General features: G+C 41.6%; 14 protein-coding genes. 8 read left to right on the plus strand and 6 right to left on the minus strand.

Annotated elements, in window-relative coordinates; genetic code table 11:
* Positions 1-102: 102 nt before the first annotated feature.
* The 8 genes from E7X57_RS04545 to E7X57_RS04580 all read left to right on the plus strand — a co-directional run bounded on the left by E7X57_RS04545 (position 103) and on the right by E7X57_RS04580 (position 11,879).
* Positions 103-5,577, plus strand: coding sequence for a cobaltochelatase subunit CobN (locus E7X57_RS04545; RefSeq protein ID WP_135610979.1), 5,475 nt, complete (start codon positions 103-105; stop codon positions 5,575-5,577).
* Between the two features lie 213 nt (positions 5,578-5,790).
* Positions 5,791-6,813 carry a Coenzyme F420 hydrogenase/dehydrogenase, beta subunit C-terminal domain gene (locus E7X57_RS04550; RefSeq protein ID WP_371413159.1) on the plus strand — a complete coding sequence of 341 codons (1,023 nt, stop codon included), beginning with the start codon at positions 5,791-5,793 and terminating at the stop codon, positions 6,811-6,813.
* Positions 6,814-7,077: 264 nt separating this feature from the next.
* Positions 7,078-8,271, plus strand: a complete 1,194-nt coding sequence (locus E7X57_RS04555; protein ID WP_135610981.1) for a site-specific integrase — start codon at positions 7,078-7,080, stop codon at positions 8,269-8,271.
* Between the two features lie 255 nt (positions 8,272-8,526).
* Positions 8,527-8,721, plus strand: a complete 195-nt coding sequence (locus tag E7X57_RS04560; RefSeq protein WP_135610983.1) for a hypothetical protein — start codon at positions 8,527-8,529, stop codon at positions 8,719-8,721.
* A 25-nt stretch (positions 8,722-8,746) separates the two neighbouring features.
* Positions 8,747-9,019, plus strand: coding sequence for a type II toxin-antitoxin system RelE/ParE family toxin (locus E7X57_RS04565; RefSeq protein WP_244603593.1), 273 nt, complete (start codon positions 8,747-8,749; stop codon positions 9,017-9,019).
* Between the two features lie 123 nt (positions 9,020-9,142).
* Positions 9,143-9,739, plus strand: coding sequence for an SEC-C metal-binding domain-containing protein (locus E7X57_RS12655; RefSeq protein WP_210409025.1), 597 nt, complete (start codon positions 9,143-9,145; stop codon positions 9,737-9,739).
* Positions 9,740-10,195: 456 nt separating this feature from the next.
* Positions 10,196-11,320, plus strand: a complete 1,125-nt coding sequence (locus tag E7X57_RS04575; RefSeq protein WP_135610987.1) for an ISH3 family transposase — start codon at positions 10,196-10,198, stop codon at positions 11,318-11,320.
* A gap of 130 nt (positions 11,321-11,450) precedes the next feature.
* A complete protein-coding gene (locus tag E7X57_RS04580; RefSeq protein WP_135610989.1) occupies positions 11,451-11,879 on the plus strand; it encodes a hypothetical protein in 429 nt (142 codons plus the stop codon).
* Positions 11,880-11,966: 87 nt separating this feature from the next.
* On the opposite strand, the gene E7X57_RS04585 is transcribed toward E7X57_RS04580, so the two are convergent.
* From E7X57_RS04585 to E7X57_RS04605, 6 genes are all read right to left on the minus strand, one after another.
* Complete coding sequence (locus E7X57_RS04585; RefSeq protein WP_135610991.1) at positions 11,967-12,200, minus strand: hypothetical protein; 234 nt, start codon at positions 12,198-12,200, stop codon at positions 11,967-11,969.
* Positions 12,190-12,384 carry a hypothetical protein gene (locus E7X57_RS04590; protein ID WP_135610993.1) on the minus strand — a complete coding sequence of 65 codons (195 nt, stop codon included), beginning with the start codon at positions 12,382-12,384 and terminating at the stop codon, positions 12,190-12,192. The genes E7X57_RS04585 and E7X57_RS04590 overlap by 11 nt, the downstream gene beginning before the upstream one ends.
* A gap of 35 nt (positions 12,385-12,419) precedes the next feature.
* Entirely contained in the window at positions 12,420-12,569 is a 150-nt protein-coding gene (locus E7X57_RS12385) for a hypothetical protein (RefSeq protein WP_167880886.1), read from the minus strand.
* Between the two features lie 342 nt (positions 12,570-12,911).
* Positions 12,912-14,930 (minus strand): AAA family ATPase, encoded by a 2,019-nt coding sequence (locus E7X57_RS04595; RefSeq protein WP_135610995.1) that lies wholly within the window; start codon positions 14,928-14,930, stop codon positions 12,912-12,914.
* A gap of 2 nt (positions 14,931-14,932) precedes the next feature.
* Positions 14,933-15,412: a hypothetical protein gene (locus E7X57_RS04600; RefSeq protein ID WP_135610997.1), complete on the minus strand. Its 480-nt coding sequence runs from the start codon at positions 15,410-15,412 to the stop codon at positions 14,933-14,935.
* Positions 15,409-16,341 carry a hypothetical protein gene (locus E7X57_RS04605; protein ID WP_135610999.1) on the minus strand — a complete coding sequence of 311 codons (933 nt, stop codon included), beginning with the start codon at positions 16,339-16,341 and terminating at the stop codon, positions 15,409-15,411. Before E7X57_RS04605 ends, E7X57_RS04600 begins: the two co-directional genes overlap by 4 nt.
* Between the last annotated feature and the right edge of the window lie 14 nt (positions 16,342-16,355).

Raw genomic sequence — 16,355 nt, forward strand, 5'->3', positions numbered from 1 at the left:
GGAAACTAGAATGAAAATGTGTGGATAATGAAAGTTTGAGACATCCCGGAACAGCCGCCAAGCAAAGTGCCGGGATGTCTTACACATTATCGGGTGGATAATATGCGAAATATAAGACATCAGTTATTGCTTTTAAGTGTTTTGATTTTACTGGCGATTTCGCCAGTGGTATCGGCAGAAGAACAGGTTACTAAGATCACTTACATCTCCTATGGTCCGAACGAAGCTTTAGATATGGCAAGTCAGACAAATGATTACAGTGATCTTATTGAGTATACTTTCATTGATTTCTCAGATTCAGGTCTAAGTGCTGATATGGTTGCTGCTGCTGAGAGTGGTTTCCTTGAAACTCAGGATGTTATTCTCTGTCAGGGTCTCTATGGTATCGTTTTTGAAAATTCAACGGTAAATGAGAGTTTGCAGGCAGCACACGATAAGGGTACTGCCCTTTACAGCATAGAACCTATGGGCTATACACCTCCTGCTTACTTCGATTATAATTCCGATGGCAGTACAAATGATCCTGTTGCGAACTATTATACCAACATGGACACTTCCGGAGAAGGTCTTGAGAATGCTGAAAACCTTCTTACTTATCTGACACTAAAGTCAAAGATCACTTACATCTCCTATGGTCCGAACGAAGCTTTAGATATGGCAAGTCAGACAAATGATTACAGTGATCTTATTGAGTATACTTTCATTGATTTCTCAGATTCAGGTCTAAGTGCTGATATGGTTGCTGCTGCTGAGAGTGGTTTCCTTGAAACTCAGGATGTTATTCTCTGTCAGGGTCTCTATGGTATCGTTTTTGAAAATTCAACGGTAAATGAGAGTTTGCAGGCAGCACACGATAAGGGTACTGCCCTTTACAGCATAGAACCTATGGGCTATACACCTCCTGCCTACTTCGATTATAATTCCGATGGCAGTACAAATGATCCTGTTGCGAACTATTATACCAACATGGACACTTCCGGAGAAGGTCTTGAGAATGCTGAAAACCTTCTTGTCTACCTTGCAACAGAGTGCCCAACGCTTTCAAGAATGGCTATCATGGGCAATGAAGTAAACTTCAGTGAATTCGTATTTGTACTTGGTACAGACTTTAACGAGCTTTCTCTAACTAATGCTTCATTGGATACCAACATCTCATCTCAATTGAACATTACTATTTTCACAAAGGACAATCCTGTACCAGAAGAATTCGATTTCTCTAATTATGGAATGATCTTCATCGAGTCACAGGATGAGTCCGTGGTAAATAATTGGACATCGAGCATAAAGTCTGCCAAAACAGGCGGTGCAATGGTCATAGGCTATAATCTCTCCTCCAACATCACCCTGCCAAACGTTGACCTGTACACAACCGAATACACCGATATCGAGAGATACTGGGTGCAGGGTGGCGATGCAAACATGGGGAGCATGCTCAAATTCATGGGGCAGAATTTCTCCGGTTTATGGGAAGGAGAGGAGATTCCGGAACCTGAATTGCTGCGCCCAAAGATCAATATAACTTACATTATGAATTATGGCACCGACAACCATTATCTTCTCAATGTTTTAGGCGAGAGAAGCGTAATCACTGATAGATTCAATGTCACCGTGATGGATGGAGCAGAAGCTGCTGCAAATCTTACCGATGTTTTAGATCAGGATGTTATCATATTGGGTATGATTGGTGGTGAGGAGTTTCCGGAGTTCAAGGACGCACTTCTTGTGGCCAAGGCTAATGGCACACAGATCGGGTTAATTGCCACGACCGATATGTACGGTGTCGGTAACATCAACATGACAATTCCACCACACAGTGCAATGGTAGAGTATCATAATATTAGTGGATACACGAACATGGAGAACTGGATACGCTGTATCGGTTCAACCCTTGGGAATGCATATATCGAGTATTCCCCTGCCGTTTCTTCGTCAATCCCCCTACAAGGTATCTACCACCCTGATGCCTTCCCGAGGATATTTGGGGACAGCACCGAATATCTCGAGTGGTATGCGGATAATGGGTATAATGAGTCCGCACCCACTATTGGCATCATCACTTATTCTATTGTGGGGGATCCTAAATTTACAGTCACAGATGATGCTGTAATCAGCTACCTTGAGTCCAAAGGGTGCAATGTCATCTATACTACCAAGGAGGTATGTACTGGTGATGTGGATTATTTCATCAAAGATGGTGAAGTGCTCGTGGACTCCATCATTTCCCTGAAGGGTTTCTATCTCAATTATGATGATCATGAAGCGGGTGTGGAATATCTCAAGAGTTACAACGTTCCTGTACTCAAGGGAGCATTAGATGGTTCCAAAACACCCGATGAGTACAATGCCAGCGTGCAAGGTTTGGATCTAATTTCCATAGCTTCCCAAGTAGCGCAGCCTGAAATCGACGGATGTATCGATTATATATGGATAGCTGGTCTGGTCACTGTGGGTGAGGGCTCTGATAAATATGAGTATTACAAGCCGATCATGTCACAGGTTGAATGGCTATGTGACCGTGCAATCGGATGGGCAGAACTTGGAAATACCAATAATGCCGACAAGAAGGTCAGTATCATCTACTACAACCACGAAGGCGGTAAGAATAATATCGGTGCCAGTTACCTTGATATCGGGTCAAGTTTCACATTGATGCTTGAACAGATGCAGGCAGAGGGCTATGATATCGGAAATGGTAGTATTCCAAATGGAAGCGAATTCATCGACCTTTTCATTGAGAGCAGGAACGTTGGTTCATGGGCACCCGGTGAACTGGAGAAGGTTGTGAACTCCGGTAATGTCACCCTTGTATCAGTGGACGAGTATCTTTCCTGTTACAATACCTTGCCAGAATCCGTGCGTGCTGAAGTTGAGGCTACATGGGGTCCGGCACCCGGTGACATCATGGTGTATGAAGGAAATTTTGTGATACCAAAGGTACAGTTTGGAAATGTCAATTTCATACCCCAACCGACCAGAGCCGGACTATCCGATGAATCACTCATATATCACAACGAGTCAATACCACCTACACATCAGTATTTAGCCACATACTTCTGGATCAACAACATTTATGATGCCGATGCACTGATCCACTTCGGTACGCATAGCACACAGGAATGGTTGCCCGGGAAAGAGGTCGGACTTTGGAGATATGACTATCCGGCTATTATGGTGGCTGACACTCCTGTGATATACCCATACCTGATGGACAATGTGGGTGAGGGTACACAGGCAAAGCGCAGGGGCAATGCTGTGATCATAGACCACCTGACACCGCCGATAGTGCAAGCAGGTATCTATGCTGAGCTGGCTATGATGCATGATAAGATGCATAATTATGAAGATGCCAGGGATGCCAACAATACCGAAATGATGCAGCTTTATCGCAACAGTACCATCGAACTTTACGAAAGCCTCACGATGGAGAACGATCTTGGCGTAACTCCTGATGAACTCAGGGCAATGACTGAGGATGATTTTGGAACTTTCATTGGAAGCACTGTCCACAACTATCTGCATGAACTACAGGATACGCTCATGCCTCTTGGTCTCCATACATTCGGAGTTCCCCCTCAGGATTCAAAATTGGTCTGCATGGTCAAATCGATGCTTCGTAGCGATTTCATCGATCATATCTACAACGTGATCCCGAAGGATACGGGAGATGAGGAGGATTGGGAAGATAACGCCAGTGTCTATGCAACCGAGCTTTTGAATGCGACGTTGCTCAATGGTACCAATGTTTCAACTGCCCAGATCGAGATCCTTAGTCTTACGGATGCGAATATCACTGCTGATCTAAACATGGCACTGAATTACTCCGGCCTCTTGAACCAGACCACGCGTGAGATCGATCAGACGCTGCGTGCACTCAATGCGGAGTACATCGAGCCCGGGCCTGGAAACGATCCAATACGAAATCCCGAGGCTTTGCCAACAGGCAGGAATTTCTACAGTTTCGACCAGAGATTGATCCCTGATGCAGAGACCGAGACGATGGGAGCCATTCTTGCGGAACAGATGCTGGAACAGTACAAGGCAACACACAACGGTACCTATCCAAACAAGGTGTGCTATGTCCTTTGGGCGACTGAGACAATGCGCCACAAAGGACTCATGGAAGCCCAGATATATGCCCTTCTTGGAGTCGATATACACAGAGATACTGGCGGCAGGTTCTCATATTTTACTATAATCGACCAGGAGAACATGACTCATCCAAGGATCGATGTGGTTATCACACCTTCCGGACTCTATCGTGACACATACCCATTCCAGCTTGAAAAGATGGATGAGGCAATCCGGGAGGTTGCAGATCGCAATGAAACCAATGCGACAAACTATGTCAGATGGAATTCCCTGAAGATGGAGGATGCACTCATAGCCGCCGGATACAACAACACCACGGCACATGATCTATCCCAATGCAGGATATTCACCGAGGCGCCGGGTGCTTACGGTACAGGTCTGCCGGAAGCCACATCCGCAAGTGACACCTGGGATAATGAGTCCGAACTTGCCGACCTTTACCTGTCACGTATGTCCAACATCTATGGCGCAGACATGTGGGGCGAGAGCTACGAGGATGTGTTCAGGTTGAACCTGATGGATGTGGATGCAGCCATACACAGTGACTCGACAAACCTCATTGGAGTCATCGACAATGATGATTTCTTCCAGTACCTCGGAGGACTTGGGCTTGCGGTAAGATCATTGACAGGTGAGAATCCCGAGATGTATATTGCAAACTTTGAAAATCCAGACAATCTTGAAATCATCACACTTCAGGAACACTTAAGGAAGGAGATGCGTTCAAGATACCTGAATCCGGCGTGGATCGAAGGTATGATGGGAGGCGAGTACGCGGGTGCAAGGGAGATGATGAAATTCACCGATAACATGTGGGGCTGGGATGCCATGATGCCAGACCTGATCACGGATTCTGACTGGAAGGCGATATACGACATCTATGTTATGGATAAGTACGATCTTGGTCTGGATGAGTTCCTCAAAACCGAAAATCCATATCAATATCAGTCCATAACTGCACGGATGATCGAAACCGCACGCAAGGATTACTGGGATGCATCTGACGAGGTTCTCCAGAACCTTGTGAAGGAATACGTTGAATCCGTGGTCAACGATGGTGTTACATGCTGCCATCACACCTGTGGAAATGCTCTGCTTGATGAGTACGTGCAGGGCATAATGTCAGTACCCGGCGTTGTCGACCAGGCAACCATCGATGAGTACAATAAGCTGATGCAGGAAGCCACACATCGTTATCCTGAAACCAGTGGCCCCAGTAGGAGCAGTTCGGACACACCTTCTGCAAACATAGTCAATAGCACAAGCACAAGCAATGATGCTACGGGTTATGGAACTGCTACCGATCAGCCAACAGATGCTTCACAGCAAAGCACACCAGACAACTACGTTGAAGGTTATGAAATGACTCGTGAAAATACTCCGAAAGAGTCAGCTTCATCGTCCTTCTCAGGCTCTGATGTAATGGGGGCATTATTAGTCCTGGCATCTGTGGGAATGATCTACTTTGGTTTCATGAGAAAGAAGTGATCAGGAAGACCAAGGTTGACAGCATTACCTTCCGGAATACCGGGAAAATGCTGTAATTTCTTTTTTATTACTTTTTTTATTGTTTCTGTTATTCCTGGATTATCATCGGGTATATCATCACGTTAAACAATTACAATTAAAAATAATTAAAGTTTGTTTTATTACGAATGAGTTTTTACTACACCTTTACCTGATCTTCTGGTGTTGATCAAAATGATAACGGATCCAATTTGTAAAGCTCATGTAACTGAGAACAGTAATTATGTTACGAATTATGGCGGGAAGAAGTACTACTTTTGTTCTGCGGAATGCAAGAATAAGTTCGATCAACTGGAAAAGAGTGTAATACGCTTGAAGCGCAATATTGGTGAGCGCGAAAGGATCTCTTTTGGTAAGCTGAAAAAAGAGATCATAAATCTTGGGATCTGCACTTTGTGCGGTGCCTGTGTCTCTTCCTGTGAGTCTATAGCATTTGTGGGTAAGCAGCCTAAACTGATCGACAAATGTACTGCCTGCGGTGTCTGCTATAACCAGTGCCCGAGAACAGTTACAAGGGAAGAGGATCTTGTGGGAAAACTCAGGTTCGGATATGCTGCCAGATCTTCAATTTCCGGGTTTAAGGGCCAGGATGGTGGTGTTGTCACCTCCCTTCTTGCATACGGGCTTGAGGAAGGCCTGCTGGATTGTGCCATAGTCACAAGGAGGTCGGACGATGATCCCTGGAAAGCTGAGCCTTTTATTGCAACTACTGCGGATGAACTCTTTGAGTCTGCCGGGAGTATCTATTCCCACAGCATGACCATGGAGCCTCTGATGAGTGCTATCAAGCAGGGTATGAGGAGCATTGCATTTGTCGGACCGAGTTGTAATATCGATGCTGTCCACAAGATGCAGACAAGCCCCCACGGCTTTCTTCATCTCTTCCTGAGGGCAAAGGTCCTGAAGTTCGGTCTTTTTTGCATGGACAGCTTCGAGCACGAAGGTATCAAAGAATTTGTAGAAACACATGGAATGGACCTTAATGATATTGATTCAATGAAGATCCGTAAGGGTGTCTTCGAATTTGGCATGGCTGATGGTATAAAGAGCTATGATCTCTCAGAACTTGACCAGTACAGGTCTACCTCCTGCAAGTTCTGTACCGATATGGCTGCTGAGAACTCCGATATATCCTTCGGAGGCGTGGGAACACCGCAGGGCTGGAGCACTGTCCTGGCACGCTCATCTATAGGATAGGAGATACTCTGTGAAGCTATCGACAATGGCTACATCGAGGCAAGGCGTCTTGAGAAGAAGGAAATGGATCGTGCAGTAAATCTTGCAAAGATGAAGAAGGTACAGATGTATTCCCTGAATCGCAGGCAGAAAGCCTGATCTCATGTTCGTGGTCTCAAGATATATGTTGATATAAATGAATCAAAGTAAAAGAAATCAATATTGGTGGACCGGTCGGGTCTATAGTCCAAAAGTATATAGACCTAAGCACCAATTTATAATGTGATGACTCGCGACGTAGATGATGTTCATAGTACCCACAGTGGTTTGATTCGTGCAATGGAGAGGCTCCGGAGCGCAGACATCAGCCAGGGTAACAAGGATATACTTGAGAACTTTGTGACTGCCTGTAGGTTGGAAGGCCTGGCAAAGAACACAGTGATCTGGTATGCTAACTACGGTACCAGGATGGCTCAACGGCTCCAGGATATAGGCTTCACAGGGACGATTGACCAAGTGGATCAGGCCATCTTCCACAGGCTGTTGTTGTACCTTGAGGACGAGCGCGGGATGTCACAGAGCAGCCTGAGGAATTACAAGAAGCTAGTTAAGAAGTTCTTTGGCTGGTCCTGTGATGGCGAGGCCCCAAAATGGGTGCAAAACATCAAACTCAAGACGATAGATACCCCTGTTCAGCCATCTGATCTGCTTACCCAGGAAGAGTTTGACCAACTCATGGGAGCATGCAAACATCCACGTGACAAGGCCTTAATTGCTGTTCTGGCTGACTCAGGCATGCGTGTGGGGGCTCTGGCATCTTGCCGTATCAAACACGCTGAATTCAATCAGTATGGAGCCATTCTGTACATCTCACAGACATCACTGAGCAAGAAGACAACTGCAGCCAAGGGGATCCCACTGACCTGGTCAACAGGATATCTCAATCAGTGGCTGTCTGTACATCCTCTTAGGGAAGATCCGGACGCTCCTCTATGGGTTACCCTCAACCAGAACATGGAACCATTGAGCTATAAGAGTGTAAGGAGCACGATTGCAAAGATAGGAGAACGGGCTGGTCTCAAGAAGCGAGTAAATCCCCATACCTTCAGACATCTTGCTATCACCAACTGGATCCTTGACGGCCTTAACGAACAGGAGATCAAGCATAGGGCTGGCTGGTCTCGTGGATCCACACAGATGTTTAAGATCTACGCGAACTTCACAGACAATGAGATCAACGAAAGGATTTTTGAGAAATATGGGCTCAAGAGTGACGATAAGAGACATGTGACACTCAAGGCCTGTCCACGCTGTAACAATGTTCTGAGACCTTCAGACAAGTTCTGCAGCCAGTGTTCACTTGTCTTGGACCGTGAATCGCTTGACAAGATCCAGGCATACGAGGAGAAGATTCCTGAACTGCTTCAGTTGGTGTTGAAGAGTGATCGTGGAAGGGATTTGATAAAGCATCTTTCCTGAAATATCTCTGACCTAGTTAATCAGCTTGGTCTTTGGGAGATCTGGGCTGACTTCTGAATTTTTAGCGACATATGTTTAGCTTACGCTTGACTATGTGATCTTATAAGTTGTTATAAGATACAATTAATTAATTATAAATACTATTAATTCCTTATATTAGATTAGCTTCTAGTCATAAATATAAGACCAGAAAACAAAAGATAAAACAACAAAGGATAAAACAACATAGGAACAAAACACAAGGAGTTGACAAAAATGACTACAGAGGCAACTACTATCCCCACAACAAAGACAATTCGGGACAGGCTGAAAGGCTATGGTCAGAAAGGGGAGACCTATAGCGATATTCTTACACACATGATGGATTCAATCGATAAAGAAGAGTTTATGGATAGGATGTACAGACGCTTGGAAGAAAAAGATCAGTTTGTCTCACTTGATAAAGTTTGAGACGTGATTCAAAGTGAAATGTAATGTGAACATACATGCAGATGTGGTAAAGTTTCTGAACGCACTCGATCCTGGAACAAAAGAAAGGATCGTTGACGGGTTGAAAGTCCTTGGCAATTTGCCTGTTGATGGTGATGTCAAGAAGTTGAAAGGTACAAAGGGTAGGAAGGACCTATATCGCTTGCGTATAGGCGAATACCGAGCTATCTATGAAGTTGAAGATGATAATGTGTATGTTCTGGAAGTTATGCTTCGTGGAAAGGGTTACGGGTGGCTTGATCGGCTGCTCGTCCTCTAACTATTTTTGAATGTAGGATTAAACACTTTCCACTTTCTCGATTTTCTTATTTTCTATAGATTTTTCTAAGATTTCTTTACTTTTATATATCAGATAATTACCATAGGAATCTACGGTGATGTTATGAAAACTGGAAGAAATGATCCATGTCCATGTGGTAGCGGCAAGAAATACAAAAAATGCTGCATTAGTAAGGAAAACTCCCAGCCAAGGATAAAAAATGCCTCCATCTCGAAGAACATTCCTGGGTTATGGGTTGATGATCTCTCTCTGAAAAAGAATTATTACAACTCAATAGATGAGCTCTACGATGAGATAAGAGCTACAGGAAGGGTTCCACATGGAGATGAATATACATATGGTGATGAAGAAACAGGGCTGACCCGCACAATTGAAGTAGAGGAATTGTGCAGACATGGCCACCCCAGTGGAGGCAGTGTCACCTTTGATCAAACAGATGATGGAGGATGGGAAGGGGTAGAAAGTGGTTCCGGAGGTGGAGGTCCCTGTGTCCTATGTGAAATCCTAAAAGAAGGATTTGAAATTGGTTGCCCTGAATGTGGAAAACCATTTCCAGAGTTCACTGAAGGCGAGATTTTAGAAATATATACAAAAGGCATTGAACCCCTCGGCATTACATGCCCCAACTGTGGATGCAAATTTATCGCAATTGACGAAAATGGCATCCGCATAAGTGAACCTAACAATGTTAAAGAATAATTTACTCCCCCATTGTTGATTGTTTTATTTTATAGGCTGAGGATTGACACAGAACGTCCTCAGAACATTTTTACACACCAGCCGTTGATGGGTGTCTTGCACGATTTGAAGCATCTGGGGTGAGTCTCAGCCCATGAAGAGCAGACCGAAAGGCTGACATGCAGTAGGCCATCACGTCGATGGTAAAAAGGAAAGTTAAAATAATTCAAAGACTATCTTTGTGCAATTATACGGGATGTGGGATATTGAACCATGAAGAGATCTATTCGAGAATTGAGGAACGGCTGCCGAATGAGAATGCATTTGAGAGTGCTGTACTGAGGAACGTACAGGATAACTATTTCATTCTGGTTTATCAATCGCTATACAATCAAATTCAGTAGTTCTCTAATTTTTGCTTAACCCCATAAATCAACATCAAACGGCACATTTATATACGGTTAAAAAATCCCTTCCATGTTACCTCGACTAGAACTAACTCCAACTCACTGCATCAAAACTGTTTTACAGCCTCTTCTCGACAATATCCATATTCCAATCAATGGTTCTCTCAATTGCAAAGATCTATTTGCCAGTATTCTTGGCATGGCAACATGGAATCGTTCAATTCATTCAATTCATAAACAGTATCATAAGATTCCTTGTGAAACATCAATGAGATACCATTTACAAAAAATCGAGTTGGATCAACTCATTGAACACAATACAAAAATACTCTTACAATCATCACTTAAAACTCTCAAACAAAAGAAAAAGCATGACTTTGCTATTGATTATACGAATGATCCATACTATGGAGGCATAGATGATAGCAATAATCGATATGTGATTAGAGGTCAAGCCAAAAAATCAACGAACTCATTCTATTCTTACATATCACTTTGCATTATTGACAAAGATGAAAGGGTTACAATTTCTGTGCTTCCTGTGAAAAAAGGAAACTCCAAGACAGATTATCTCAAATATTTCATAGACCAGATAAAACAGATTAAACTCAAGATCAATGTTCTTTGTTTGGACAGAGAATTCTATTCAAGAGAGGTTTTTTCTTTTTTACAGGAAAATGAGGTTGCACATATTGTTCCTGTTGTTAAAATGGGAAAAAGGTTGAAAAATATTCTTGATGGAACAAAAAAGCGTTATGACACATATACGATGAATAGCACAAAAGGAAAAGTGGAGCTTGACATTGCTATTGATGTCAAATACAGAAAAGGGAAGCGAGGAAAGAATGGGTGTGAGAACCTTGGATTTGTTGTTTATGGGATTAATTGGGATCCAAGAAAAGTCAGTGACACTTACAGGAAAAGGTTTGCTATTGAATCGTCTTATAGGATGCGAAATGTGGTAAAACCTAAAACGTGTTCTAAAGACCCTATGTTACGATATTTTTATGCGTTGATATCGTTTCTTTTCAAAAATGCATGGGTGTCAATACAGAGAATGCATTTCATGAAAGTGAAAAGAGGACCAAAGACGATTGAATCTGATATGTTTAGGTTTGATATGTTTGTTCATTTAATTGTGGAATGGGTGAGAAGAAAGTTGAAAGTTAGGTTAACTGTTAAGTGTTTTAGGTGAATGTGGAAATATTATATGAGGGAATGAATATTAGTGAAGTACTGAAATTAGTTACAAGGATCTTCCTGACAACAAATTCACTACTGACGATTTTAAGTCATTCATTAGGAAAAACAATTTTGTAGACTTTGTGAATGAGATTTACAGGACCAGGTTATCTTCAAAAGGCGTGAAAAACATTAAGGATCTGGTGCAACAAGTTGACAATTTCGATGACTATGAAAAAGTATTGATGGCCTTTGAAGAAAGCGATCGGCGCAATTACAAAGGCAATGAAATAAAACCGAGTCCATGGAGCTTCGGAACAAAGTTGTTGCATTTCTATAATCCACAAGAAAATCCTATCCTAGATACGATTGTTAGAAATAATCTAAAACTAGGTTACATGGATGATCAATTATGTGTTGAGTTCAGGAAAGCAGCCAATTGTTTCGTAAATAAACACATTGGTTATTTTGAAAACATTGCTAAGTCGGAAACCATTAAAAAAGAATTAGAAGAGCGCTACATACCAACACCGTTCTCAAAAATGGGATTGCTTGACATGGCACTATATTGAAAATGGTGGGGGTGAACTTGTGGGCCCCTTTCCGTTGGGGGGGTGTGAAGCAAGAATCGACAACATTAGATGCTGGATTGGGACAATTCAGAGTTTCAGCCCGCCCCCATGACACTTATATTTCGTAGGTGTCACGCCAGGCTTCTCGGCAAGCATTGCCTGATGCTTCTCCTGGCATTCCTTGCAACAATAAGGGAGCATGATAATCCCATATCTCTTGAAATAGTCAACAAATAACTTCTTCTTCTGCTCCGGAGGCATTTCCACGATATTGTTGCAGTCGGGATTACTGCAGCTGCACTGTACGAGATCAGCAGTCAATTTGTACCACCCCGTTCACACATGCTTCCGGGTAGAGTTCACTGACTTCCATACCCTGATCTCCAATGCTGCAGCAGACATTGGTCACGTGGATCAGAAAAGGCAATCTTCGAGCTTCACAGGTAGGGAAATCAGAACATTTGTTTGTGCAGATTACTCCGTAATCAGACTTTGTGCATAACATCATTATGATATGCGCTCTTTTTCATATATACCATTTTATCTACGTGTAATTAAGTACGTGGATCTTGATTCATCAGTATACTTCTCAATCATATTAGCCGTGTAGATCTTCTGGACGACACCGTATTCCACGGAATCGAGAGTAACCTGGTCACCGACTTCCAGAGTGCCACAGAACGCGCTCAAGACAATTTTTACACATCAGCCTTATGTTTGTATGTCTTGCACGATTTGAAGCATCTGAGATGATTTTTAGCCTTTCTGGCTGATAGGTTCAAACCGAATCCCGTGGTCACCCTTGTACGGCTTGTGATGATCTACATCTCCCTAGATTATATCATCATGAATCCCTTCCGGATATGCATCACATTTCCAGCCCAGGACTCCATGGTGTAAATGCTTACATTCGATGCATAATGGTGCTTGGCCTATCAGGGAATATACACTTTAGTATATGCTTTGTTCAAGTACTCATAAAATAAGAAGCTATCAGGACAGTTGTTTTGATGTACACATTAGCCCCTTGCATTAGTTGAGCTTTTTAATTATCTTTCCTTCGAAATCGTGATATTGATAATCATAGCCTTCCAGTGCTGCTTCCAGTTTCTCCCTTTCCTCACTAGTTGCAAAGATAATCTGTTGATTATATTCTTTTGCTTTTGATGAGCGCCTGAGTAAGTTATTATAACTTATTTGAGATGCATCTTGTTGACGTGGTTCATCGAAAATTAGCAGACCCGGATGGTTTGTTGCAAAATCACGTGACACTTCAAGTAATCCGCTCAAATATGCCCAGATTATTCTAATGAAGTCACTCGCAGACACATCAACCTTTAAATCAAAGGCTTCTAATGTGGGTTTATATGTGTCATGGGATATTTCTATACTTTTACTGAAACTGCTAAAACCATATGCATCGAGTTGATGATTGAATGACTTCTCCAATAACTTTAATTTTTTGCGATCAGAGTTTGACAAGGTACCATCTGGAAGATGTTTTTCCCTTTCTAACAACGAATTCCATATAAATGCAAGATCTTCGAATTTACTTAAATTGAATTCGAACTCTTCCAAAATTCTCATCTGAAGATCTATTTTTTCTTCTAACAAAACCATTTTTCGCAGTGTTGATATTGAAGGCGTGTCTTCACTCGAAGTTAGGGTCTGTTTCAGTGCGCGTATGTGTGCACGTATATCATTAACTTCGTTTCTTATGGAAAATAACTGATTATTCTTTACTTTAATTACTTCATAATTACTTTCTTTCATTTTTGAAAATATTTCAATTTGGCTCTTGATGAATTTAATGTTCTCATCGACTGACATTGGTTCATCAAATGACTCATCTGCAATCAAGTAGTCAGGAGTTTTTTGGTGACATACCGGACAAGTTTCATGTGTAGTAACTAAATTTTCATCTGAACCATATTTTCTTATCTTTTTGATGTCATTGTTTCGACGCAGGTCTTCTTTCAGTGCACTCAACCGAATTTCAACTTCCTGATGTTGATTCTTTTCGAGATTAACTTCCTCAAAAATAGATCTCAATACTACTTCTTTTTCTTCTAATAAATTCCGTGTGTCTTCCAGTTCCTTTACTAAAAGAGGTTCAGCTTGTCGAACAGTTGGTGTTTCTTCAGATTTCAAATGAGATAAAAGAACTTTATCTTCTTTGATTGCCCTCCTTATCGGAAGTTGCTTTTCATCCTGATAAACTCCAATATATGGCACTATCTTCGGAGGCCACGATGATACGGGGGAACTTGGTAAGGATTGTATTGTTCCATTTATCGGAAGCAATAAATTATTACATACTGAAATTTGTGAGTCCCATTCGTTTTTTAAAATTTTCTTTTCTTCGACCAATTCTTGCTTTTTGATAGATACATTATATGCATCCAATTTTGCAAGATATTCAATGGATCGTTTACCAACTTCTTTGATCTTGTAAGTAGGCATGTTTGATTGTATGCCGCTCCAACCCACCTTCTGTTCAACAATCAATAAGGGGAAAATGCACTCTATATAGAGTTGAACTTCTTTTCCATCATATGTTCTTACCGTTGGAAGATCCCATCCTAAAAACGATTCAAGATATCTATGAAAACCCATTTCATTCTTTGCAGCTCCTGGATCCCTTACATAAAAATCGTGTTTTTCGTAGTCACCTTTTTTATTTGATAATGCAGGTCCATAAAACACAGAGATTAAACGGGTATCATGCTCAGTCTTGACAGCTCTCTTAATAGTGATTACATCACCATTTCCATTGCTGATTTCTAAAAACACATCTGATTCGAGCACGTTAATTTCTTCACCATCGTCTACTAAGCGCGAAGTCATAACAGGTGGTAAAGGGACTATATTTTTTGAGGTGAGCATTCTTTCTAGCCCAAGGGCATACATTATCGATTGAACACATGTTGATTTCCCGGAAGTATTATCTGCCCTTAATATCACGAGCCCATCCTCAAATGGGATATTTACTCCATATAAACCTCGATTTGTTCTTATATCGAGTGAAAGTTGCCTAAGGTGCAGGGACATTATCAGATTCCTCCGTTGAGTAAAACATTGACATCTTTTTCATTTATGTATGGTTTTATGCTTCTTAAAAAGTCCTTTTCTGTTGTAAAACAGTCATGAAGGGTTTCTATCTTATTTGCAAATTGTTTCCCTTTAGGAGTTAACCTTATCCCAGTAGAGTTCCCATATTCCATCACCACCAGCCCATGTCCTTTCGCAAAATCGATGGCCCTGCTTATTCCGGGCTCAATTCGGATAACAATGTCATGCAGTGGTTTTTTTTCAATAAAATATCCATGTAAGATTTCACGGTTTTCGGGTGATCTAATAGCCCAATTTATTACATTTACTTTTTTTAGACTTGCTTTTTTGCCTCTGCTATAATCAAGAATTAACACCAAAACAGTAACTCTCCAATCTGGTCGAAGATCGGGTGGAATTGGTCTGGGCCGTCGAGTAAAGCTGAAGGGGATGTTTATTTGTGGGATGTCGGCTTCTCTCATATATAATCCTCATAATCAGAGAAATCAAGTGGACAACGCAATAGCCAATAAGAGATTGCTTCATAAGCTAAAATATTGACCGTTTGAGGCCTTAATCCTTTGAGTTCGTTAGTTAACTCGTCAGTATATTGTCTCATAGTATCATTAAATATCTCTGCTGGGGTACTGCTTGAAATAGACGTCTCTACTGAAAGGAAACGCTCTCTATCTTCTTTTGTTTTCAGTGCCTTTACATGTAAATCGGGATATTTAGATTTTAGATTATCTAGCACATTTTGTCCACTTATGTAATGATTTATGAAATCCATCTTTAGCTTTTCTTTTTTCTCATGACTAAAATTCCGAGGGGCCAATAAATTTATTTTTCTTTCTAAGTTTGCAATCATCTCATTATTCCCATCTGCAAAAATGGAGCATGCGTCTGCAGGCAAATCGTCCGGATCTACTCTTTCTTTTGTTAATCCACTGTCATGCAGTTGTGCAAGTTCTACTGCAAAATAATCCCGATCTATAATGTTAATGTGAAAATTTTCAGCAACGTAAGGTAAATTTAGTTCTCGAACTTCTTGGGCTTTTTTCTCAGCATGGTCCTGTAGTTTTTTAGTATTCCAATATGGTACAACAAAAAGCCAGTGGGATATTTTTGTTGTTCCTAAAAGTTTTAATAATCCATCCGAGTTATTAATAAATTTAGTAATATCTCTAGTTATTTTATCTCTTTGTCGTCTATACCGAACATCGTGCTCCACAGGCTCTTCCACTGCATAACATTGGTATGCATATCCACTGTATGTGAAGCCCTCTAAGCCGTAATCTCCCCCATCCGAATCTGGAATTTCAGCGAAATCATAACCATGTTTGCGTTTCAAAAGAACAACAATATGACGTTGCCATTCTTCTCCTCCCTCTTTCCACGTTATGCCTGGCATAGAAAACTACCTCT

Origin of the sequence: Methanococcoides sp. AM1, assembly GCF_900774055.1 — an archaeon.
GTDB lineage: Archaea > Halobacteriota > Methanosarcinia > Methanosarcinales > Methanosarcinaceae > Methanococcoides.

Bases quoted from the DNA above. Each gene is read 5' to 3' on its own strand.
- E7X57_RS04545 (WP_135610979.1), top strand. From the start codon at position 103: ATGCGAAATATAAGACATCAGTTATTGCTTTTAAGTGTTTTGATTTTA.
- E7X57_RS04550 (WP_371413159.1), top strand. From the start codon at position 5,791: ATGATAACGGATCCAATTTGTAAAGCTCATGTAACTGAGAACAGTAAT.
- E7X57_RS04555 (WP_135610981.1), top strand. From the start codon at position 7,078: ATGACTCGCGACGTAGATGATGTTCATAGTACCCACAGTGGTTTGATT.
- E7X57_RS04560 (WP_135610983.1), top strand. From the start codon at position 8,527: ATGACTACAGAGGCAACTACTATCCCCACAACAAAGACAATTCGGGAC.
- E7X57_RS12655 (WP_210409025.1), top strand. From the start codon at position 9,143: ATGAAAACTGGAAGAAATGATCCATGTCCATGTGGTAGCGGCAAGAAA.
- E7X57_RS04575 (WP_135610987.1), top strand. From the start codon at position 10,196: ATGTTACCTCGACTAGAACTAACTCCAACTCACTGCATCAAAACTGTT.
- E7X57_RS04590 (WP_135610993.1), bottom strand. From the start codon at position 12,384: ATGTTATGCACAAAGTCTGATTACGGAGTAATCTGCACAAACAAATGT.
- E7X57_RS04595 (WP_135610995.1), bottom strand. From the start codon at position 14,930: ATGTCCCTGCACCTTAGGCAACTTTCACTCGATATAAGAACAAATCGA.
- E7X57_RS04600 (WP_135610997.1), bottom strand. From the start codon at position 15,412: ATGAGAGAAGCCGACATCCCACAAATAAACATCCCCTTCAGCTTTACT.
- E7X57_RS04605 (WP_135610999.1), bottom strand. From the start codon at position 16,341: ATGCCAGGCATAACGTGGAAAGAGGGAGGAGAAGAATGGCAACGTCAT.